Source organism: Streptomyces sp. NPDC127114, from assembly GCF_042677525.1.
Lineage (GTDB): Bacteria > Actinomycetota > Actinomycetes > Streptomycetales > Streptomycetaceae > Streptomyces.
Genome location: NZ_JBHXTJ010000042.1, coordinates 21,991 through 44,222, shown reverse-complemented (window position 1 = coordinate 44,222; position 22,232 = coordinate 21,991). Strand labels below are relative to the sequence as shown.

11 protein-coding genes and 2 pseudogenes are annotated in these 22,232 nt (G+C 70.9%); 6 read left to right on the top strand and 7 right to left on the bottom strand.

The features are described 5' to 3' along the window. Positions 1–108: 108 nt before the first annotated feature. Both ACFVGS_RS30535 and ACFVGS_RS30530 read right to left on the bottom strand, forming a co-directional pair. Positions 109–531, bottom strand: a complete 423-nt coding sequence (locus ACFVGS_RS30535; RefSeq protein WP_385694970.1) for a hypothetical protein — start codon at positions 529–531, stop codon at positions 109–111. 19 nt (positions 532–550) lie between these two features. Then, positions 551–7,303 (bottom strand): RHS repeat-associated core domain-containing protein, encoded by a 6,753-nt coding sequence (locus ACFVGS_RS30530; protein ID WP_385694967.1) that lies wholly within the window; start codon positions 7,301–7,303, stop codon positions 551–553. Positions 7,304–7,920: 617 nt separating this feature from the next. Between ACFVGS_RS30530 and ACFVGS_RS30525 the strand changes: the two genes are divergently transcribed. After that, the gene (locus tag ACFVGS_RS30525) at positions 7,921–11,403 is read left to right on the top strand and encodes a DNRLRE domain-containing protein (protein ID WP_385694965.1); all 3,483 of its coding nucleotides are present in this window, start codon (positions 7,921–7,923) and stop codon (positions 11,401–11,403) included. A gap of 528 nt (positions 11,404–11,931) precedes the next feature. Here ACFVGS_RS30525 and ACFVGS_RS30520 read toward each other — a convergent pair. From ACFVGS_RS30520 to ACFVGS_RS30510, 3 genes and pseudogenes are all read right to left on the bottom strand, one after another. Beyond that, positions 11,932–12,344: pseudogene (locus tag ACFVGS_RS30520) on the bottom strand (alpha/beta fold hydrolase); the annotation flags it as partial. 315 nt (positions 12,345–12,659) lie between these two features. After that, positions 12,660–13,340: an SAM-dependent methyltransferase gene (locus tag ACFVGS_RS30515; protein ID WP_385694962.1), complete on the bottom strand. Its 681-nt coding sequence runs from the start codon at positions 13,338–13,340 to the stop codon at positions 12,660–12,662. A gap of 88 nt (positions 13,341–13,428) precedes the next feature. Then, the gene (locus ACFVGS_RS30510) at positions 13,429–13,884 is read right to left on the bottom strand and encodes a hypothetical protein (RefSeq protein WP_385694960.1); all 456 of its coding nucleotides are present in this window, start codon (positions 13,882–13,884) and stop codon (positions 13,429–13,431) included. Between the two features lie 454 nt (positions 13,885–14,338). Between ACFVGS_RS30510 and ACFVGS_RS30505 the strand changes: the two genes are divergently transcribed. Both ACFVGS_RS30505 and ACFVGS_RS30500 read left to right on the top strand, forming a co-directional pair. Next, the gene (locus tag ACFVGS_RS30505; protein WP_384418107.1) at positions 14,339–15,493 is read left to right on the top strand and encodes a glutamate--cysteine ligase; all 1,155 of its coding nucleotides are present in this window, start codon (positions 14,339–14,341) and stop codon (positions 15,491–15,493) included. Then, positions 15,439–15,591: pseudogene (locus tag ACFVGS_RS30500) on the top strand (IS5/IS1182 family transposase); the annotation flags it as partial. The gene ACFVGS_RS30505 and the pseudogene ACFVGS_RS30500, both read left to right, overlap by 55 nt. A 64-nt stretch (positions 15,592–15,655) precedes the next feature. Here ACFVGS_RS30500 and ACFVGS_RS30495 read toward each other — a convergent pair. Together ACFVGS_RS30495 and ACFVGS_RS30490 are read right to left on the bottom strand one after the other, a co-directional pair. Next, positions 15,656–15,799 (bottom strand): hypothetical protein, encoded by a 144-nt coding sequence (locus ACFVGS_RS30495; protein ID WP_384418187.1) that lies wholly within the window; start codon positions 15,797–15,799, stop codon positions 15,656–15,658. A gap of 322 nt (positions 15,800–16,121) precedes the next feature. Further along, positions 16,122–16,418: a hypothetical protein gene (locus ACFVGS_RS30490; protein WP_384418110.1), complete on the bottom strand. Its 297-nt coding sequence runs from the start codon at positions 16,416–16,418 to the stop codon at positions 16,122–16,124. A gap of 80 nt (positions 16,419–16,498) precedes the next feature. On the opposite strand from ACFVGS_RS30490, the gene ACFVGS_RS30485 reads away from it, so the two are divergent. The 3 genes from ACFVGS_RS30485 (at position 16,499) to ACFVGS_RS30475 (ending at position 22,151) form a co-directional block, all read left to right on the top strand. Further along, positions 16,499–17,494: a helix-turn-helix transcriptional regulator gene (locus tag ACFVGS_RS30485; protein ID WP_384418113.1), complete on the top strand. Its 996-nt coding sequence runs from the start codon at positions 16,499–16,501 to the stop codon at positions 17,492–17,494. A gap of 695 nt (positions 17,495–18,189) precedes the next feature. After that, complete coding sequence (locus ACFVGS_RS30480; RefSeq protein WP_385694955.1) at positions 18,190–21,711, top strand: ALF repeat-containing protein; 3,522 nt, start codon at positions 18,190–18,192, stop codon at positions 21,709–21,711. Next, the gene (locus ACFVGS_RS30475; protein WP_385694952.1) at positions 21,708–22,151 is read left to right on the top strand and encodes a hypothetical protein; all 444 of its coding nucleotides are present in this window, start codon (positions 21,708–21,710) and stop codon (positions 22,149–22,151) included. The genes ACFVGS_RS30480 and ACFVGS_RS30475 overlap by 4 nt, the downstream gene beginning before the upstream one ends. Positions 22,152–22,232 lie beyond the last annotated feature (81 nt).

Genomic DNA, 22,232 nt, shown 5'->3' with positions numbered 1-22,232 from the left:
GGGAAGACGGTCGGGGTGCCTAGGCCCGCACGACGCGGAACGCCGAAGGGGCGCCCGGTGGGAACCGGGCGCCCCTTCGGCGTTGTCCTTCCGTACCGCTTCTGTCGCTCAGAGGGGCGGCAGGCCGTCCTCGTACCCCACGACCTCGAAGGTCCGGAGCATCTTGGACACGCTTTCCCTGATTGTTCCCCTCAGGAGGGGGATCGCGTTGACCAGGTACTCCCGGTCGTCGAGCAGGCTCTCCAGGACCTGGAAGTACACGGCGCCGCGGGTGTGCTCGGTGTCGATCGCGTAGACCTCCTCGACGAAGCCGAAGCACCTGCGCAGAAGGTCCTCGTCCCGCTCCGGCGTCGCCAGGGCGGGCTGGAGTACGGTCCTCACCAGTCCGTCGAGCAGGTTCCCGTAGAGGTCCGCCCCGGTGTCCGAGACCGGCAGCGCCTCACCCGGCCGGAGGCCGTACTTCTCCTCGAAGAAGGGCCTCGTCTCGGGAACCGTCTCGACCATGCGCGCGAGGATCTCGTCCGGGGTCACAGCTGATCTCCTCTCTCTGTCAGTAGTAGACAACGGGACACTCGCCGAACATGCCGCAGCGGAAGGTGAGCCCGGTTGCCGCCTCCGACATCCCCAAGGGGTCCAGGACCGATTCGAGAGTCGATTTGGACGCTTCTGCCCAACCGTAGTTGTAGACGTCCACGGGGTAGGACAGGACGGCGGCTCCGCTGCCGATGATGCCGAAGGCCTTGCCGAACCCTCGCAGGTTCTTCGCGTCGCCCTTCGGCTTGGGTGCCTTGTACGGGACGGGCTCGAATTGCTGTCCGGTGATCTCGGAGAGCGCTGCCGTCTTCAGGACCTCGGTCCGGGCCTTCTGCATGGCCCGCTTCATCCCTGGGTCACCGTCCACCACCGCCGCGACGTTGCCGGTCTTGTCGGGTGCGGTGAGGGCGTTCCACAGCTCGGCCGCCTCCGCGCGGGCCAGTTTCACGTCGGCGTCACTGAGGAGGGCCTTCTCGGCCTGAGCGGGCTTCATCAGTCCGGCCCGGGCCCTGTCGTTCGCCTCCAGGGCGTCCCCGAGACCCTTCATAGTCTCCCAGCCCTTCTGGACGTGCCACTGTGAGACGCCGTCCAGCCGCGTACCCGTGTTCATCTCGTGGAGCAGGGCCGTCGCGATCTTCCCGTCTCCGTAGACCTTCTGGGCCTGGGGCTTGGCGTAGATCTGCGCGAGCAGACCCTGGAGGACCGGGCTCGCCGCGGTGGGCACGGGAGCGCGCGGCTTGTTGGCGTCGGGAATGAAGGTGGTGACGGGAGGAAGGGGAGCGCCCGCCCGCTGGTCCCTGCGCTGGCGCTCCCAGTAGTCGTACTCCTCCGGGTCGCGCAGGCCCGTCGGGTCACTGCGGGAGATCGGACTGTTGTGGCTGTACGCGTATCCGTTCATCTGGAGCGGGTCGGCGTGGTCCACGACCGGGTCGGCGGAGACGAAGCGGCCGGCGGCCTGGTCGTATTCGCGTGCCCCCATGTGGGTCAGGCCGGAGGCGTCGTCGATGCCGACACCCAGGTAGGAGCGGTTGTTCGGCCAGGCGGAGGGCTTGGCGCCGCGCAGTTCGCCGTACGGCTTGAAGGTCCGGCGCGTGATGGGCTGCCCTGCCGTCAGAGCGATGACCGTGTTCACGGTTCCCTGGTGGTCGGCGAGGAGCACGTCCAGCTTGTGGCCGGTCGCGGCCCCGTTCACCGTGGACCGGATGATCGTCGGGGCGCCGGACTGGGCGTAGGCCCGGGTGGCCCGGGTGACCTTGCCCGCGGCGGTGGTCAGCTCGGTCTCGCCCAGGTAGAGGACGCTGCCCGTAGGCGTGTTCTCCAGCAGGCGGTTGCCCTGCGCGTCGTAGACGTATTTCGTCGTGACGCCGTTGTCCTTGATGGTGCCCAGGCGGTTCTCCTCGGTCCACGTCAGGTCCTGGGTGCCGCCCGGCAGGGTGCGGGTGGTGGTGTTGCCCGAGGCGTCGTACATGTACGTGCTCGTGCCCCCCGCCTGCGTGGAGGCGACCGAGGTCATGGTGTGCGGCTGCGCCAGGTATGACGGGATGGTCCCGTTGCCCGTGACGATTTTGCCGTAGCCGTAGGTGTTCTTGACGTCCTTGGCCGTGTCGCCCGCGATGTCGTGCGCGAGCAGCGTGGCGCGGTTGCCGATGACGTCGAAGGTGTAGCTGTCCCAGTAGCCGGTCGCACCGCCCGAGACGGTTCCGGCGACGGGAGCGGCGCTCTTCAGGGAGTCGGTGAGCGCCGCGTCCGGGGCCGTGGCGTCACCGACGGTGTCCGGCGCGTCCGCGACCGGGCCGCGGGCGGCCTTGGCGTCGGACCGGTAGCCCCAGGACCAGCCGCCCGGGCTCTGGCAGGCGGCGCCGCCGGCCGCGTTCGCCAGGTTCGAGGACCAGGCGTGGACGAGCTCGCCCAGCGCGTCGTAGGTGTAGCACTGGTTGTCGTTGGTGGAGGTGCCCGCGTCGGTCATCTTGCGGCCGAGCGAGGTGATCTTGCCCGAGTGGTCGTACGAATAGCGGGTGTCCAGCACCCGGTAGGAGTTGGCGGTCTCCCGGTCCACGACGGTACGGCGGACCTGCCGGGTGTTGTCGTGCAGGAAGTTCGTCGTCCACACCCGGTGCGGCTGCGGGCCGCTGACGGTCCGCAGGGGCTCGCCGTACGGCGAGTAGGTGACGTCCGCCGTGTACCAGGTGGCACCCGAGGTGGACTCGGCCAGGCCGTCGCTGTTGTAGCGGGTGACGACCTTCTCCGCGGCGAGGCCGCCTGCCGCCGGAAGGGTGGCGGTGAGGAGCTTGCCGCTCGGGGTGTAGGTGTACGTGTAGCCGTACGTGCCCGAGACGCCGGTGGTCATCGGGTTCGCCGGAATCACGGTCTCCCGGCCGGTGGGCCGGTTGCCCATGTCGTATCCGGTGACGCGGCTGATGTAGTCGCCGCCGGCGTCGTGCCTGACCGAGGCGACGGGCAGGCCCAGGCCGTTCGGCAGCGAGTCGTAGGTGAACTCCTTGGCCGGAGCGGCGCTGGCGGAGCCGTAGCGCACGGCGGTCACCCGGCTGAGCTCGTCGTACGAGGTGAACGTGGAGCTGCGCTGGTCGACGATGCCCGTGACGCGGTCGGCCTCGTCGTAGGTCATCGTGGCGGTACCGGAGTCGGGGTCGGTCTTCTCGACGACTCGGTGGCGGGCGTCGAAGGTGAACGACCAGGCGTTGCCCGCCGGGTCGCTGATCTTGGTGCGGTTGCCTCTGGCGTCGTACTCGTACGTGGTACCGCGCGACAGCGTCGAGGTGGTGTTGGTGTACTGCAGGATCTTCGTCACCCGGCCAAAGGCGTCCCGGTACGTCTTGGTGGCCGGATCGCTGACGCCCGCGGGGCGGATGTACGTGGTGTTGTCGCCGTACGTCGTGGTGCCGTTGTGCAGGAACGTGTCACCGTGGTATGTGGCCACGCGCACCGTGCGCTCCAGGCCGTCGTAGAACGTCCTGGTGAGGCTCGGCACGAGCGTGTTGGACTTGCGCTTGAACAGCCGGGTGTTCGGGGAGCCCAGGGTGAGGTACTCGCTGGTCTTCTCCCAGACCAGGCCGTGGTCGTTGTAGCGGGTGTCCACGATGATCCGGCCGGGGCCGTGGGCCTCGGACTGGGTCTGGACCTGCCGCATCAGGCCGTCGTAGATCGTGACGTGGGTGTCGTAGGTCCCGTTGTCCTTGATGGTCTTGACGGTCACGGCGGACGGCTTGAGGACCGTCGGGGACGCGTCGGCCATCTGGTAGGAGATCTCCACGTCCGGTGTCTGGGTGCCGGACGAGCGGGCAACCGACCAGCCCTTCACGAGCCGGCCGAAGACGTCGTACTCGTTGCGCACCACACGGCCGTTGGGGTCCGTGACGGTGAGCGGCAGGCCGCGTCCCGGGTCGACGGTCGTGACCGTCCGGTGGCCCTTGGCGTTGATGGCCGTGGTCGAGGTGACCGGACCGCCGGTGTCACCCGGTGTGTACTGGGTCTCGGCCGTGCCCGAACCGGGCGTGGTCACCTTGCGGACACGCCCCAGCGGGTCGTACTGCGTGGTGGAGGCCACGGTGTAGCCGGTACCGGCCGCGTCGGACTTGGACACCGAGGTGGCCAGGCCCTTGACGGGAGTCGCGCCGTACGCGAGGCCGTCGTAGGAGGTGCGGGTGGCGCTGATCAGCTGGGTGGCCGGGTCGGCCGAGGCGTAGGCGGCGCAGGAGGTCGCCACCGTGCGCACGGCGACCGGCAGGCCGGCGAGGCCGACGGCCGGGTTGTGCGCGTAATCGGTCTTGGTGCAGCTGTAGTCGCTCAGCGTCTCGCTGGTGCCGTTCGGCTTCACCAGCGCGGTCTGCGTCTCCAGGGGCAGGCCGGTGGCCGGGTCGGCCTCGGTCACGGTGCGGATGGCCTGCCAGCTTGCGCCGACGGTCTGGATCTCGTCGGTCTGCTTGACGCCGACGCGGTGGGCGAGCAGCGGACCGGAGCCGCCGTCACGGGCGCGTGAAGCCGTCTGGACGGACCAGGGGATGGTGGTGGTGCGCTTGAGGATGCGGCCGCCGGCGCCGCTGTAGGCGATGGATTCGGCGGTCTGCCCAGCGTACTGGGGCGCGTCGTCGGCGGCCAGGGTCACCTTGCCAGTGGAGTCCTTGACCACGCCGCCGGCGCCGCGGAAGTAGCGGGTGACGTTGTACGACTGAGCTTCCGGGTCGGTGCTCTTGGAACTTTTCACCTCCCCGCCCTTGATCGTGGTCACGGTCTGGTAGCCGCGCCATTCGCTCCACGTGCGCAGATCGGGCTTGGTGAACTCGTCGTCGCTCTTGGACCAGGCGGCGTCGGCGTACTTGTACTGGGTGACGACCTGCTTCGACAGGCCGGTGATCCGGTCGGTCTCGATGACCTTGGCCACTACGTACTTGTTGAACCAGGCGATCTTGGGCAGCTTCTCTTCGCCGTCCGGGGACCAGCGCACCGGGTAGCAGGTGCCGTGGTTGGCCTCGGGGGCGACGGACGGCTGGGTCACGCAGCCGCCGGTGTAGACGACCTCGATGTCACCGCCGTGCTCGGTGGCGACGACGCCGATGCGCGGCCGCTTGAAGCCGGGGCGGGCGTCGTTCGCGGACCGGGGCACCAGGTTGGGGAGCTGCTGGTCCTTCAGGCGCCGCAGCGGGTCCTTGGGGGCCAGGTCGTTCGGGTCGACCACGTATTCCTTGAAGGTGACACCCGACTTGGACATGAGGGTGCCGCTGCTGGAGCCGGGGGCGTACGCGTAGCGCTGGATGGAGTTCAGCCAGAGGCCCGGGGAGGTGTCGTACCAGTCCCTCGGGAAGGAGTGGTTGAGGACGTACGAGTCGATCTTCTGCAGGCCGGTGGTGCCGGGGCGGTGGCCGTAGGTGTCGATCTTGCCCAGGCGAAGCCGGTTCCAGAAGGAGGGGAAGACCGGGCAGAGCTTGGAGTCCGCCTTGCAGTTGAGGTTGCCGGGGCTGTCCCACCAGGGGCGGAAGGCGGCCGGGTCGTCGGTCTTGTCGAAGTTCTCCGACGCGCAGATCGCGGCGCCTTCCAGGCACCGCTGCGACAGGTAGAAGTCGACCTTGGCCGAAGGGGTTCCGCCGAGGTTGTCGTTGCGCAGGCCGTATTCGATGGAGTCCGGCAGACCGCCGCGGGTGTACTTCTCCGGGGTCTTCGTCTTCTTGTTGACCGCGTAGTAGTTCGTGGACGCGTGCCAGTTGACGATCATGGCGTTGCCGTGGACGTCCACCGCCTTGTCCAGGCCCCAGCGCCAGGCCTGCTGCTTCCTCGCGGAGCCATTGCAGCGCGAGTCCGCGAAGGCGGCGGCGTGGCAGGGCTCGCCCGGGTGGTTGCCGAAGACGGGGGCGGTGAACACCGAGTCGGTGTCCGCGTGACCGCCGCCGACTGCGTTGAGGCCGAAGTAGTACTTGGTGCCCTCGCGCGTGGTCACCTCCCAGTACTCGCCGTCGTTGTCCGGATTGGTCCCGCCGGTCTTGAGCTCGACCCGCAGGCCATCGTCCTTCATCGGACGGTACAGATCGGGTTCGCCGGCAGCGGGCTCGCCCACACGCACGAGTTCGGTCGTCTGGCCGTTGAGGGACATGACCGCGTTGAACGAGGTCCAGCACAGGTCGGAGGTCTGCTGTTCCTTCGCCGTGTTGTTGGGCGCCTCGCCGCCGACCTCCTTCGTGTCGTCCTTGCAGGTGCGGTAGCGCCGCTCGATGTGACCGGGGTCGTAGTCCCAGCCCTCACCGGCCCATGAGGCCTGCGGCGAGGAGGTCGCGGTCTTCCCGTCCACCGTCTGGGAGTTGTACTCCAGAGCGATGGACGGCGCGGGTCCCGCCGGAGCCGGTGGCACAGACACTGGGTACGACCAGGTGAAGGCGCCGGAGGAGCCGCCGGCCGCCCACTTGCCGCTGGGGATGAGCGGGGTCGCCTTGAACGAACCGCCCTCGCCGGCACCCGAGTCCACGGTGCCCACCACGGCCTTGTCGCCGCCCGCGGCCACTGGAGTGACGTAGGCGGCCTGCATGATGCCCGAGGGGGCGGCGGCGGCCGGGGCGGAGACCGGGGCGACGGTGCCGTCGGCTGCCGTGTCCACGGTGGCCGTGACGGACTTCGTCACGGGGTCGTTGACCGTCTCCAGCTCCTCGTACGCCTGACACTCCTCGACGTCCGGGGTGGTCAGGTAACACTCGGGGAACTGCACCAGGCGCAGGCGGGAGGCCCAGTCGGCGCCGTAGAGGTTCTGGTACGCGGCGTAGTCCAGCTGGACCGCGACGGGCACCGAGCCGGTGGCGGGCGCGGTAACGGTCAGCAGCGCGCCGTCGACTTCCTGCGCGGCGGGCGCCGTACGGTCCTGGATCGCCACCTGCCAGGTGCCCGTGGGGGCGGCTTCGCCCGCTGCCTGGCCGAGCTTGACGGGCAGGTCGTCGGCGGGCTGAAGCGCGACCGGGGTCGCCGATGCGGTGGCGGCCGCGGTGGTTGCTGCCGCGGTGCCGTTCGTGAATACGGCGGGCTCGACGGCCGCGTCACCGGTCAGCGCCGCGGGTTGGACCGGCGCCTCGAATTCGACGGTGCCCAAACCGGCGGCGGGCGGCGTGATCGTACCCGCGGGTGCCTCGGCCAGGTTGAGCGGGGCCTTGGCGCCGATGCGGTCGAGGCCGGTGCTGCCGTCCTTCTCGGGGACGAAGTTCCGCTTCTGCAACGCGTCGAGGGCGAGTGAGTCGCGCGGGACCTCGGCGCGTGCGGGGTCCGGCGGTTGCGCCATCGCCGTGGCTGGAAGGAGCAGGGAGATCAAAGCGGCGCTTGACGGCACGAGGTAAGTGCGCAGGCGTCTTCGAACGGATGGCTTTGCTGGCACGCGAGTCCCCCCGGACTGCTGAGCGGAAGCTGGGCAGGACCCGGCCCGCCCAGGTGTCACAGGACAGGCGCGATTGTGCGCAGCTCAACAGCCGTAAAACCAGCGTAAGAATGATCAAGTGACAGTGATCACGTTACGTAGCAGGCAGCAGTGGCACGAAAGGAAGGGATGCGATGCAACCGCAGTTTGCGGGACAGTCGCGTGGATTGAAGCTCAAACCGATCACCACGCGGCAGTATTGTTGTAATCCCTCTAAAACGCCTGCAATTCACAGTAGTTATCGCACTGTTTGGCCGGTTTAGAGAGTGCGGCGAGGGTGGCTGGGGGCCTCTCCTCTCGGCACCGAGCCGCGGTTCCTCCGCTCGCCGGTGCTGCCGCTGGACACTCTTCGCAATCGAACGCGGGTGACGGGGCCCCTCCCGTGGGTGATGATCTGCTCGCACTGGAATCGGTTCGGTCTGCCGTCGCACGGCCGGGCCGGAGGGGGAAGGGGAATCTTGCTCATGACGAGCAGATGGCGCCGCATGTCTGGACGAAGAACGGTCGCGGCTGCCGCGGCTGCCGGCGTTCTCGTCTCGGGGCTGGCGTATGCAGGGTTCAACGGGGACGAGGAAGCGCTTGATTCGGCCAAGTTGCCGGGCGTCGGGCAGGGGACTCCCCTCAGCGAGGACCAGGCCGCCCTGCAGGCCGCGAAGACCGGGAAGCCCGTTGAGGCGACCGCCCTGCGCACGGCGTACTCCACCACCTGGGCGAAGCCGGGCGGCTCGCTGATGCGGCGCGTCCACTCAAGTCCCATACGTGCCAAGGCCGACGGGGTCTGGAAGGCCATCGACACGGACCTGAAGCGGGTGGGTGGCGGCTGGTCGCCCAAGGCGACGAACACGGCGATGGTGTTCTCCGGGGGCGGCAAGACCACAGCGAAGCGGGCGACGCGCGCGGTGCGCCGGGTCTCGCTCATGCCGGCCAAGGGCATCACTCCCGGCACCGGCAACACTCTCGCCACGATCGACGTGGGCACCCACTCCATCGTGCTGACCTGGCCCGAGGCGATTCCGACGCCGATCATCGACGGTCCCCGCGCGCTGTACCCCGAGATCCTTCCGGGGGCCGACCTGGTGCTGACCGCCGGCGACAGCGGCTTCGCGCAGCTGCTCGTCGTCAAGAACAAGGCGGCCGCCGCCGACCCGCGCGTGGCTCGGCTGGCGTACGGCCTGTCCTCGACCACCCTGAGCTTCGAGCTCGACGCGGTCACGGGCGTCGTGTCCGCCGTGGACGAGGGCGGCGAGGACATCGCGGAGTCCCCGACTCCGCTGATGTGGGACAGCGCGGGCGTTCCCGCGCAGACCGACGGGCAGGCCGGCAGCGATGCCACCGCCCCGGCCGAGGTGCTGCCCTCGGAGTCCGCGGGGACCGCCCCGGCGGAGCCCGAGGAGTCCGAGTCACCCACACCCGAGCCCTCGGATTCGATGGTCGACGACGACGCGGGAGACCCGTTCAAGGAGGTCCTCCCCGGCGCCTCCGACGAGACGCCGGACCCCGCCGAGACCGCCGGCGACTCGACCCTGCCGCCCGTACCCGACGAGCCCACTCCTGAGCCCACGCAGTCCGGAGCGGCCGCGACACTGTCGCTGACCTCGCTCAACGGCCCCCAGCCGGACTCCCACGGCACACTGGTCGAGACGCATCTCGACGGCGGCAACTGGGTGCTCATCCCGGACCAGGATTTCCTCAACGATCCGAGCACCGTCTACCCGGTCTTCGTCGACCCGTCGGTCAGCAAGCACACGAACGACTGGACCACGGCCTACAGCCGGCACCAGAACGCGAGCTTCTACAACGGCAAGAACTTCAACAAGGGCGGCACCGACGAGGCGCGCGTCGGCTACGAGTCCGACACCTGGGGCACCTCCCGTTCGTTCTTCACCATCGACTGGGACCCCGACCTCAAGGGCGCGAAGGTCGAGAAGGCCATCCTGCGGACCCTGAACACGTACTCCTGGTCGTGCAACAAGCGCAGCATGTCGGTACACCAGACGGGCGCCATCAGCTCGAAGACGAACTGGAAGAACGCTCCGTCGATGAACGACGGGAACCAGATCGGCCGCGACAGCTTCGCGCACGGCTACAAGACCGGCTGCCGTGACGAATACGTGGCGTTCGACGTGAAGTCCACGGCGCAGAAGGCCATGAACTACGGCTGGCCCACGCTCACCCTGGGCTTCAAGGCCACCAACGAGCACGACCAGTTCGCGTGGAAGAAGTTCCGCGCCAACGGCGGCCACGACCCCTACATCGACCTGCACTACAACCGGCCTCCGGACGCACCGACCGGCCTGGACCTGGATCCGGATCTGAGCTGCGACACCACCGCCCCGTACATCAGCCTCGGCGCGTCCCAGCTCACATTGTGGGCGAGCGCCAAGGACAAGGATGGCAACCTGGGCTCGGTGGACTTCACGCTGTGGGCGAGCAAGCTCGGTTCCAGCGGTCCGAACCTACTCGGCGGTGCCGGACGCAAGGGCGTGGGCAGCAGCACCGGTTCGGCCACGGCCTACGCCGGCCCGTTCCAGACCGGCAGCACCGGGCTCAATCTGGTCAACGGCGAGACGTACTCGTGGCGGGCGAAGTCCGTCGACAAGTTCGGCTCCAGCTCTGCCTATTCGCCCGACAAGGTCCCGTGCCGGTTCGTCTTCGACAACCAGCGGCCCACGGCACCGACGGTGAAATCGACCCAGTTCCCGGACGGCGACGCCTCGGACAACGGCTTCGGCAACCAGCCCGAGGACTCCACCTGGAGCACGGTGAAGTTCGGCACCGCTGGATCCTTCACCCTCAAGGCGGCCCAGACGGACGTCGTGAAGTTCGAGTACGGCTTCAACCAGGGAGCGGTACAGGGCTCGGTGGCCCGCACCGCGGGCGCGGCGGTCACGACCGAGACGACGCTCAGCGGCGTCAAGCCGCCGCAGGCCGGCCCGAACGTCCTTTACGTGTGGGCGGTGGACGGCGCCGGGCACCGCTCGGATCCAGTGAAGTACCTCTTCTACGTCACCCCGCGCGACAAGGCTGACGCCCCCGGCGACTTCACCGGTGACGCCCTGCCCGACATGTTCATCGTGGACGGCAACGGCAAGCTCCGCATGTACCCCGCGGAGGCGACCGCCGCCGACCCGGCCAAGGGCACCGGCGACATCGGGTACTCGATGTCCGGCGCCTACCGGGCCAATCCGGCCAGGAACCCGGACGGCACCGACAACCTCCCGATGTACGTCGGCACGCCGTCGGGTTACTGGAACGGCGCGCTCATCACCCACCTGGGCGATGTCTACGGCGGCGACGGCCTGCAGGACCTGGTCGCGAGGCTGGAGGGCAAGCTCTGGGTATACCCGGGTGACGGCTACGGCGCGGTCAACACCGACAGACGGCAGGAGATCCTCCTCCCGGCGGGCACCCCGGACCCGGCGACCTTCACCCAGCTCGTCTCCGTCGGGGACGTCACGGCCGACGGCAAGCCGGACTTCTTCGTGACTGTGGGCTCCGACCTCTGGGCGCTGATCGGCTACAACGGCGCGACGGTGGAGAAGACGGTCAGGGTGGCGTCGACCGTGTGGAGCGACCGGGACGTCGTGTCGGTCATGGACATCACCGGCGACGGGGTGATCGACATGATCTACCGCAACGACACGGCCGGTAAGCTCTACCTGCGGGTGGGCAAGCCGGCGGCGGGAGGGGGCCTGGACCTCGCCTCGATGGCCTCGGCCGCCGCTTCCGCCTCGCCGAACGGCGTCGACATCACGTATGGCGCGAGCGGCTGGCAGGCCGCCAACGTCCGGCTGCTGCTGGGCACTCCGGACGTGAACGGCGACGGCATCCCGGACATCTGGACCATCCGGGGCGACGGCGCGGTCCGCTTCTACGCCGGCACACGGGGCGAGATGTCCCATGCCGGAACGCAGATCGTCGGCAACAGCAACGGGGTGGGCTGGAAGAACAAGCAGGCCATCGGCTGACCGTCAGAAGCAGCCGGGCGGCCGGCCGGATTCCGACGCTGTTGGCGAATCCCGGGCCTGAGCGTGACGTCGGCCTTCAGGACCTGATTGTGGTCGTGAAGGCCGACGTTGTGTTTGGGGAGGGCGTCTGTGTCGTTGTGTGTGGAGGAGCCGGGGGAGGTCCCGGCGGGGACGGTCCGGGTGGCTCGCAGGGCGCTTCCCAAGACTCGCGCGACACCTCGGGGCCCGAGAGGGACTGGGACTAGCACATGGACCAGGTCGCCGTAACGGCGTTGACGCTGCCCGAAGACCTGGATGACCTGCCGCGGCGGCTGCGTGGGCGCTTGGACGAGCCCCTCGGCGGCGCTCCGCCGTGGTGAAGGCGTCTGGGGAGCTGGAAACGATCGGCGTCGGCGGAACGGGAGGCCGGCTCGAGGGTGAGCAGGGGACGCAGCCGATGACCCGGCACACCGTCGCCGGCGAGAACCCGAACAGCCACGCGAGCTGCCTCATGGCGGGGTCGACCGTGGCCATCTCCGGCTCGGCCTAGCAGTCGTTGACGTCGAGGTCGTCCGGGCACCAGGCCGAGACGTATCCGATGCGGTCGATCAGATCCGGGCGCGCGTTGGCCACGGCCGTGACACCGCCACGGCTGTGGGCGACGAGGATCACGGGACCGTTCCACTGGGCCCATTCGAGGGTCCCGATCAGGTGCGCGACGTTGTCGGCGAGCGTGACCCCCTCGATCGAGTGATCGAGCCGGGCGCGGTGGCCAGCCCGTCGGGGTCCCGAGGCGACTGATAGGCGCGGGTGTAGGTCGCCTGAAACCCGTGCCCGGGCAGGTCGACGGCGACCGAACGGTGCCCGAGGAGGCCGAGTTCGACCTGAAGGGGCGCGAAGGAGAAGGAGTTCGCGAAGGCTCCGTGAACCAGTACGAAAGTCGGTTGCCTGTGTGTACTCACCTTCTGGCCGCCGCGGTTCGGCGTCGGCCATGGTGGGACCCCCCCGGCGCGGCGAGCCGGCTCGGGGCCGAGGAACGTGCCCACGTCCGCGGCATACCGTCCCCCGCTGCGCGGGACGTCCTCGTGCGTGGAACGCGTCACTCGGCCAAGTGCGGTCAACCGCTGCGCCTGGCGGGCATGGGGTGGACCTTCGTGCGATGTCCGAGGATTCCCATAGTGCGGCGGAGCATCACCGTCGAACGGGTCCTCACCGACAACGGCTTCTGCTCGACCGCACCCTGCTCGACGAATGGGGTTGCAGGCGGCCCTACGCGATCAATCCGATGTTCGGCGCAGGACCAGGCAGAGGAAGCCGAAGCTGTCCCGGTATCCGTGCAGCCACTGCGAGCGCCGGGCGGTGGCCGTCTCCAGGACCTGTGCACGAGCCGGATCGGCCGGGTGGTCCAGAGCCCATGAGGCCAGCGAGCCCCAGCAGGCCCACTCGTAGGCGTCCAGCTCACTGCGGGTACTGACATGGCCGTGGACGGGGGTCCACCCGTCGGCGACGACACGGTCCACCGTGGTCGCCAGGTCGTCGAGGTCGCCGAACATCTCGATGGCCTCAGTGAGCTTCTCCCACGGCCCGAGGACCGGGTCTGCGGCCAGCCACGGCCGGTCGCCGAAGACGTGGTCGCGGACGTTGTCCACCGGCGCAACCGGTGCCGTCATGGCCAGGGCGCTCTGGCAGGGGCCGTCGCCGAGCGTGTACTGGGCTTCCGCCAGCTGCGCCGCCACCGGATCACTTGACCACCAGAGGGTCTGGGCGTCACCACCGGTCAGGGACACCGAGGCGCCCGTCACGTCGAGCAGGTCCACGCATGCCCGGCACAGCGCGGCCGGCGTGTCGATGCCGGAGGTGCCCACCATGGAACCCGCCAGGACCTGCGACAGCCGCTTGAGGTCCTCGGGCCCGAACGGCGGACCCGCGTCCTGCGGGAAAACCGAGAAGTCCCCCACGGGCACCTCACCTCCACTGGCCACTCGCGTCCATTCTCACCCACCCGCTACCCGCTGGACGTGCCACGACACCGCAGGACAGGGCGCTTCAGGCACAGGGGTGCGACCGGTGACGGGCCTGCCGGATTCCGGCTGCCTGATGCACCAGCGCACGCGCGGCAATGACCCGGCGAAGCCGCCGCACCGGCGCCGCTCCGTCGCCCCGAGGTCCGAAGTCGCCGTCCGCCGGGCCGGCAGGACGCGCGCGCAGCGCCGGGGCGCCGGGCCGGTGCCCGCCGGACGGGGCGCGGCCGGGGGTGAGGGCGACCACGGTGACCTCCCGCTGGGCCGCACACGCGTCGACCGCCGACATGGCCTCCGCAAGAGCCGGGCGCGGAGCGCAGTCCAGGTCCAGGACCACAGAGCCGACCCCCGCGCCGATCCCGGCCAGCGCCTGCAGGAGGCGCTCCGCAGACGCCGCACCGCCGGCCGGGCCCGTCTTCGGGCACAGCGTGACCACCGCCACGGATCCGTAGAGGTGTACCAGCACCATGTAGGACTTCACGACGGGCTCCCCCTCGTGCGGGGTATCAGCCCTGGAAGCGAGAAGAGGCAGCGGGGGCTGCGCGGAACGCGTCCCGCCAGGCGGGAGGTGTTCATGTCCGGCGATCAAAGCCACCACAAGCACCAGGTGGTGCTGTTGTCCATCGACGGCGGCGCTCCAAGCGACGGAACCACAACGGTCCATCCCCTCCACCATCCCACACCCTGCCTCGGTGGGGTGTGAGTGCTGTTTTTCGACTGACGAATCCGGGTGTACGGTGCCCGGCCCCTGCGCCCGCAGTGACGACGAGACCCCGGTGGTACCGGGATCGCCTGCCCCCGTGCGCGGCCCGCTGCCCGCTCTTCGAGCGGCGAGAGGCGTCACTCTCGATCTGCCGGGCATACGCATGACCTGCGGACTCGCCAGTCGGGTCCGGGTCGGTCGGGCGTTGCCCGTGTCGTGACAGGAGCTGTGCATGCGCACCGTAGGAGTCGAAGAAGAGCTGCTGCTCATCAGCGCCACGACGGGCGAGCCGCTCGCGGTGTCGCCGGCGGTGCTGGCGGCCCAGGCGGTCGGCGGGGGCGGGGAGGAACACGGTGCGTTCGAGAAGGAGCTGCACCAGGAGCAGCTGGAGTTCGCCACCCGGCCCATGAGCGACATGCGCGAGCTGCGCGACGAGATCGTGCGGCTGCGCGGGGAGGCGGCGCGTCACGCCGCCAAGGCGGGCGCCCGGGTGGCGGCCCTGGCGACCTCGCCGTTGCCGGTGGAACCGTCACGCAACCTCGGCCCCCGCTACCGGTGGATGGCGGAGCAGTTCGCCCTCACCACGCAGGAGCAGCTCACCTGCGGTTGCCACGTCCACGTCTCGGTGGAGTCCGACGAGGAGGGCGTCGCCGTCCTGGACCGGATCAGGCCCTGGCTGTACCTCCTGAACGCGATCAGCGGCAACTCGCCGTTCTGGGACGGACAGGACAGCGGGTACAGCAGCTATCGCAGCCGGGTCTGGAACCGGTGGCCGTCCGCCGGGCCGTACGAGCCCTTCGGCAGCGCCGAGGGCTACCACGAGCGGGTGAGCGACATGCTGGCGACCGGGGTCCTGCGCGACACGGGCATGATCTACTTCGACGCCCGGCTCTCGCACAGCTACCCGACCGTGGAGATCCGCGTCGCCGACGTCTGCCTGGAGGCGGACACCACCGTGCTGGTGGCGACCCTCGCCCGCGGGCTCGTGGAGACCGCCGCCCGCGCCTGGCGCGACGGCGAACCGCCCGCCCGCATCCCGGCCGGACTGCTGCGCCTGGCGTCCTGGCGGGCCGCCCGCTCCGGACTCCAGGGCCCGCTCCTCGACCCCCGCACGATGCGCGAGACGCCCGCCGAAGCGGCCCTGGAAGTGCTGCTGGAGCACACCGACGCGGCCCTGCGCGACAGCGGGGACCGGGACGAGGCGCACCGAGCCCTCGCCGCCCTGCTCGCCCACGGCGGCGGGGCCCAGCGTCAGCGCGAGCTCCACAGCGGAGGATGCGACCTGGGCGAGGTCGTATTGGAGTGCGTACGGATCACGGCCGGCGAGGCCGCAACAAGTCCCACGAGCTCGTCCGGGCCCGGGTCGAGCACGTCTTCGCCCGCATGAAGACCTGGAAGATCCCTCGCGACTGCCGCCTCGAAGGCGACGGCGTCCATCCCGCCGGGCTCGGCATCGTCCGAAAGCACGATCTCGCCCGCGCCGGGCAGGGCAGGGCCAGGGGGCAGCCACGCTTCCCGCCGTCCCTCGCTACGAAGGGCCGGCGTTGCCCTACTGCCAGCCCATGTTTCCCTGCGCCGTGGCGGTGGGGACGGACGGGGCGGGCGCGGCAGCGGCCGTCGAGGCGGCGAACAGCGGGGCGACGAGGGCGAGTGCGAGGACCGCGGCGGCCTGGGCGATGCGCATACGAGACATGGGGTTCTTCCGTTCCTGAGCGTGGTCGGCACGTCGGACACGTGTCCGGGATCGGTCGCGCCCCGCGGTGGCGCCTTCCGGTCCGAGCGTCTTCGGGATGGGTGTCCGTTCGGGCAGGAACTACTTTCGCCGCACGTCGGCGGAGGGTGAAGGGCCGGCGAATGGACGGAAACGGCAGCGGCCGTTTGTGGCCACCTGCTGCGGGGCAGCTCGTGTCGATCGTCGGGCGGCCTGCTTGACGCCGGGCTTTCCGTGTCCCGCCGGACCGGCCCCGGGAGCCGTAGCCCCGGACGGTGCCTCGTCGGTCCTCACTGTCCGTTCCTCACTGTCCGTCGAGGACGAGCAGCGGGGCTTCCGCGCGCAGGAGAATCCAGCCCGACAACTCCGGGCGGCTCTCGACCAGCCGGGCGCAGACGGCTGCCGCGCTCGCTTCCGCCCGGGCCAGCGAGTCGCCGACGAGGAAGAGGCCCAGCACTGGTGCAGAGGGCACGTCGCCGTGCACGCTGACGTGCTCCACGCCGTCCTCGGGACGGGCGCACGCGTAGACGAGAGCGCGCACGCCGGGGGGCAGTTCATCGCCCGGGGCCGGCGGTTGCAAGTGCGCGTGTACGAGGTACATAACCCCTTCCTCCTGCCCTCCCACTGCGGGCATATGATGATCCTTTTGTGCTGGAGATGAGCAGTTCCGGGGGGAATCGCATGCTGTCCGCGCTGGGTCTCGACACGATGGCGGAATCCGTCTACAGGGCCATGCTGGCCGCGCCGGGAGACGGGGTCGCGGCCCTGGCCGCCCGCGTCGGCGCGACCGAACAGCAGATACGTGACGGACTCGACGTCCTCAGCGAGCTCGCGCTGGTCCGGCCGTCGGCCGAGAACGGGGGACTGCGCGCGGTCTCGCCCGACCTCGGGATGGAAGTCCTGATGGCCCGGCAGCAGGCCCGGATCGCCGCCCAGCAGCAGCGGCTGGAGGCCTCCCGCGCGGCCGCCGCCCAGTTGATCTCGGAGTACGCCGACCTGCGCCCTGCCGGCGCCAGCCCGGGAGTCGAGCAGTTGATCGGCCTGGACCGGATACGGGACCGTCTCGCGCGGCTGACCCGTGAAGTCCGCCACGACGTGATGACTTTCGCGCCTGGAGGGCCTCAGACCGAGGAGAACATCACCGCGTCCCGGCCGCTGGACGCCGAGCTGCTGGGACGCGGGGTGCGGACCCGGGTGGTGTACCTGGACAGCGTCCGCCACCACAGGCCGACCGTGGAATACGCGCGCTGGATGGCCTCGTCGGGTGGAGAGGTCCGCACCGCCGCTTCCCTGCCCACCCGGCTGATCATCGTGGACCGGTCGACCGCCGTGATACCCGTGAGCAGCGAAGACACCGCGGGCGGCGCCGTCGTGCTGACCGGACAGGGAACGCTGACCGCGCTGTGCGCGCTGTACGAGAGCGTGTGGGCCGCGGCGCAACCACTGGGGGAGACCCCCGTCCGTGACGCCCACGGCCTGAGGGCTCAGGAGGCCGCGCTCATCTCCCTGCTCTCCGAGGGGCACACGGACGAGACGATCGGCAAGCGGCTGGGGGTGTCCACGCGTACGGCCCGGCGGATCGCGAACGACCTCATGGAGCGGCTGGGCGCGCGCAGCCGGTTCGAAGCGGGCGTCCGGGCCGTCCAGCACGGATGGCTGCCCGCACGACCGCGCTGACCGCGCCGGGCCCGGGAGATCGCTCCGGTCGTCCGACGGGCGGCTCGTGCGGGCCGCTGAGAGGTGAGCAGGCATTCGTGATCCCGGAACGGGTGGTGGCGGAAAGAGCGGTTCATGGGCTGCGGGCCGTGCTGCCGTCTCGTCGGCGCCGCCGGGCGACTCCAGTCTTCCCGCGTCCCACCGTCCGCGGAAGCCCGGCCCGCTGGCCTGAAGGGGCCTGGACCGCAAGCGTCCAGCCCGGGCGGGGCGTGACCGGTCATCCGCAGGCCCGCCCATGACTCCTGGTACGGCGCTGAGGTGAGCGGCGCCGCGGCGTGCTGCCCGGGCGCCCTCCGGGCCCCACCGCGATCCCGCCCGGTGTTCTCGACCGGGCGGGTACCTCCTCCGCCCCCTCACGGGCATGCGGCAGGCCGGGACTCCCCACACTGCGCCGGGCAGACCACCCGGCCAGATCGGGCCAGGGACGCTTCCGGCCACCCGTATCCCCTTCCCCCCGCGTTCCCCGTGCGCCGAGAGTGGTGATCGCCGCCAGGGGGCGCAGCGTGACCCGGCCGGCACGCCGCAGGACACCTCGCCGCGGGACTCGTATCCGAAGTCCTGTGCGACGTACCGGGGTTGCGGCCACCGACCACGAGGGTCCGTCGGGCCGGGAGCACGTCCTGGCAGGGATCACACCGCAGGGGAAGGGAGTCGTGATGGCTCAGCGTTCACGACAGTTCAGCAGACGTCAGATACTCGCCGCGTTCACGGGGGTGGCGGCAGCGTGCGTGCTGCCCGAGTGCACCGGGCTCTCCCTCCCGGCGTACGCGGCGGGCGGTGCGCCCTCCCTGCCCGCGGGTTCCGGTCTGCCGGACACCGAGCGGGGCCGGGTCGTCTGGGCGTACCGGACGGGCGGGCGCGCCGTCCGCGCCGCGGCGGCCGCGGCCCTGGTGGGGAGCGCGGCGGACGTGACGGCGTTCCTCCAGGAAAGGCTGCCCGCGGCCCGGGCCGAGGACAACCGGTTCACGCTCACAAGGTCCCTGGTGACGGCGGGAAGGGCCACCCGCGAGGGCATCGGCGCGGCGCTGTCCGGCGGCACGGCGGCGGTCGAGGCGTACCTCATGGGCGGGTTCCAGACCGCGGTGCGCGAGGACCTCAGGGTGGCCGTGACCACGGTCATGGCGCACGGCGGCCGTGCCGTGAGGCGCGAGGGCGCCGCCGCGCTGGACGCCGGGTCGGACTTCGCTCTCCGCGCCTTCCTGAGCGGCAGGCAGTTCACCGCTCAGGAGGAGGACGAGCGGGTGCGGGTGACGTCCATCCTCGTGACGGCGTCGCCGCAGGTGCGGGAGTACGCGCAGCGGGCGCTGGACGACGGGACGCCGCGGGCGATCCGGTGGTTCCTGGAGACGGGCCAGTACATCGCCCGCGCCCGTGACGAGGAAAAGGCGACGATCCAGCAGCTGGTCAAGGTCGTCGAGGCGGAAGGGCAGCGCGCCGGCCGCAAGACGGACGAGGCCGTCGAGCTGTCCGAGCAGGCGGTCAAGGCCGCCGAGAACGCGAAGAAGGCGGCGCTGGAGGCGAAGGCCGAGGCCGAGGCCGCCGAGAACGACGTCCAGCGCTCCGCCAAGGCTGCGAACAAGGCGGCTCAGGCCGCCAGGGGCGCCGCGGCGGCCGCGGCGACCGCGGTGTCGGCCTCGCGGACCGCGCAGGCCGCCTCGCAGCGCTGCGTCGCGGCCGCGCAGGCCGCTGCCGCAGCAGCCGCAGCGGCGGGACGCGCCGCGGCTCAGGCCTACCATGCGGCGATCGGTGCCTCGAAGGACGCCTCGATGGCGGAGGCGGCCCGGACGGCGGCGCGGGCGGCGACGGCCATGGTCCAGTACGTCCGCACAGTGGCCCAGAAGGCGGGGCTCGCCGCCGTCGCCGCCGAAGCGGCCGAGGCAGCGGGCGCGGCCGCAGCCGGATCGGCGCTCAACGCGGCGTCGGCCGCCAGGGCTTCGGCCGACGCGGCCCTGGCCTCCGGCGCCGCGCAGTCCGAGGCCGCCACCGCGCAGCGGGAGGCCGCCGTGGCGGAGGCCGCCGCCGCCAGGGCGACGCAGGCAGCGGCCAAGTCCCGGACCCTGGCCGGCCAGGCGGCAGCCGCCGCCCACGTGGCGCGCGAAGCAGCCGAAAGTGCCGCCGATCACGCCGAGAAGGCCGCCGCGCGGGCTCTGGAAGCGGCGAACCATGCCGGTCAGGCGGTCGATTACGCCAACCGGTCGACCGAGGCCGCCAACGCGGCCGTCGAGGCGGCGAACAAGGCTGCCGCGGCGGTCGACAAGGCACGCGAGGTGGAGCGGGCGGCCCGCGAGGCCGAGACCGCCAGGCTGGCCGAGGAGACCGCCGAGGCGGTCGAGCGGGCGCGGCTGGAGGCGGACGCGGAGACGGGCCGGCTCGAACGGTACAACCGGGAGCGGACACAGGAAGCGCGCCTGTCCGCGGAGCTGCTCGCGCTCATCGCCTCCGCGGAGGCCGCACTGAAGGACGGCAGGACCGCCGAGGCCGTGGCAGCCGGGCGCAAGGCCGCGATGGGGCTCGTCGACCGGTCGGGCACGTGGACCCGGCAGGCCGCGGAGTTCGCCCTGGCCGGCTCGGACGAGGACGTCGTCCACTGGATCGACGCCGACCGCCTCATCGCCCTGCAGCAGGACAACATCGAGAACGTCGCCGCCATGGCCGCGATCTCCACGAAGAACGTGGCGCTGGCCGCGGTGGGCGTGCTCAAGACCGAGGACCACGCCAAGGTCAGGACGTTCCTGGAGAGCGGGGCGATCGAGGCGGCCAAGGAGGACAACCGGGTCGAGGTGACGACGGTCCTGGCCGACGAGAGCACCGGTTCCGCGGTGCGGCGTGCGGCCGTGGCCGCACTGGAGGCGGGCACCGCGCGGGCCCTGCACGACTTCCTGCACGTCGAGCGCGCGAAGGCCGTCCACGAGGACGACCGGGTGGCGGCCACCACACTGCTGCGGAACGGGGGCCCCTACACCAAGGCAGCCGCCACGATCGCCCTCGAGGGCGACACGCACATGCTGCGCCAGTTCGTCGCCACCACGCAGTACGAGTTCGCGCGGATCGACCACGACCACGCCACGCACGTCAGCGCGGTACGGGCGATGATCGCGGGCGCCGCCAGGACGGCCCAGGAGGCGCAGGAGAACGCGGCACGGGCTTCCGAGGCCGCCGCCCTCGCACGGGACGCCGCCGCGAAGGCGACCGAGTGGGCCGAGCTCGCCAAGGGGTACGCCGCGGCCGCGACGCTGTCCGCCGAGGAAGCGCGCAGGAACGCCGAGGCCGCCGAGGGGTCCGCGGCCCAGGCCGCCCGCTCCGCCGAGACCGCGCGTCAGGCCGCCGCCGCGGCGCGTCAGGCCAGCAGCGTGGCCCGGAGCGCGGCGACCCGCGCCGTGCGGTCCGCCACCGAGGCCGCCTCCCACGCCGCGAACGCCGCGGCTTCGGCCGCGGCAGCCCGCCAGGCATCGCTCGCGGCAGGAGCGAGCGCCGACGACGCCGCGCGGTCGGCCTTGGAGGCCAAGGACCTCGTCATCGAGGCCGCGAGGCAGGAGGCGATCCAGAAGGCGCTGGACAACGCGACGACCCCCATCAAGCCGGGCACGAACGGCCTGCCCGAGGGCGCCGAGAGCTGTCTGACGCCGTTCGGCAGCCCCATCGAGTCCGGCAACGCCACCAACCCGTGGGAGCTCGGCTGGAGCTGGCTCACCGGCAAGGGCCCCACGTCGCAGTGCTTCGGCCCGAACGACGACTTCACCCGCATCTACCGCGAGCACCAGCACACCCAGGAGGCGCTCGCCTACTTCGCCAACCGTACGCGCACGGGTGAGTACGAGCTCGGCCGCACGCTCAAGTACGACTACTCCCTCGGCGGGTTCGACGGTGCGTGGAAGTACCTCCAGGACTACGGGACGCTCTCCACGGCCGGTCTCACGGGCAACCTCGCGTACACGTTCCTGGGTTCCCACCAGGTCCGGATGACCCCCACCCGCAAGAATCCGGACGGCTCCGTCGTGTGGCGGTACACCGCCTACAACGAGTCGGACATCGAGTCCGCGACCCACCCCCCGGTCATCGGCTACACGGACTGGTGGAGCAACACCGTCGGTTCGCTCGTCGACAGGGTCGTCGGCGACTCCGGTCCGATGTCGCCCAAGACCCAGGTCATCGAATTCGACGTCACGCTGGGCCCGTGACGCCCGTGACGCCCGTGAAGCCCGTGACGCCTGCATCGCCTGCATCGCCCGGGAGGGCGGGCGCCGGGCGGCTCGTCGCCCTCCTGGCCGCTGTCGTGTCGCTCGTCTCGGCGTGCACGGGCTCCGTCGACCCCGACGAGCTGCCCGGCGTGTACCGCAACGACCGGACGGGTGCCGAGCTGCGGCTCGAGCCCGACGGGACGTTCTCCGCCGAGGACGTGGTGACGGACGAAACCTCCGTCCCCGCCGACTTCAGCGGCCGGTGGGAATGGCTCGGTAACCAGGCGGGCAGCGACTTCGTCTACCTGTCGGTCGACAGCGGCGGGCTCGGCTCGATCGCCGGCATCCAGCTCTACCCGAGCGGGGAGAACACCGTGGAGTTCCGTCCGGACCCGGACGGACCGCCCTCCCCGAAGCTCACCAGAGCGGCAGCGCCGTAGCGGCAGCCCGCCGCCTTCCGGACCGCGACTCGTCAGCCTCCCTCCCTTTTCGCAAGCAGCTTCGACCACGGGGCGGCGGAG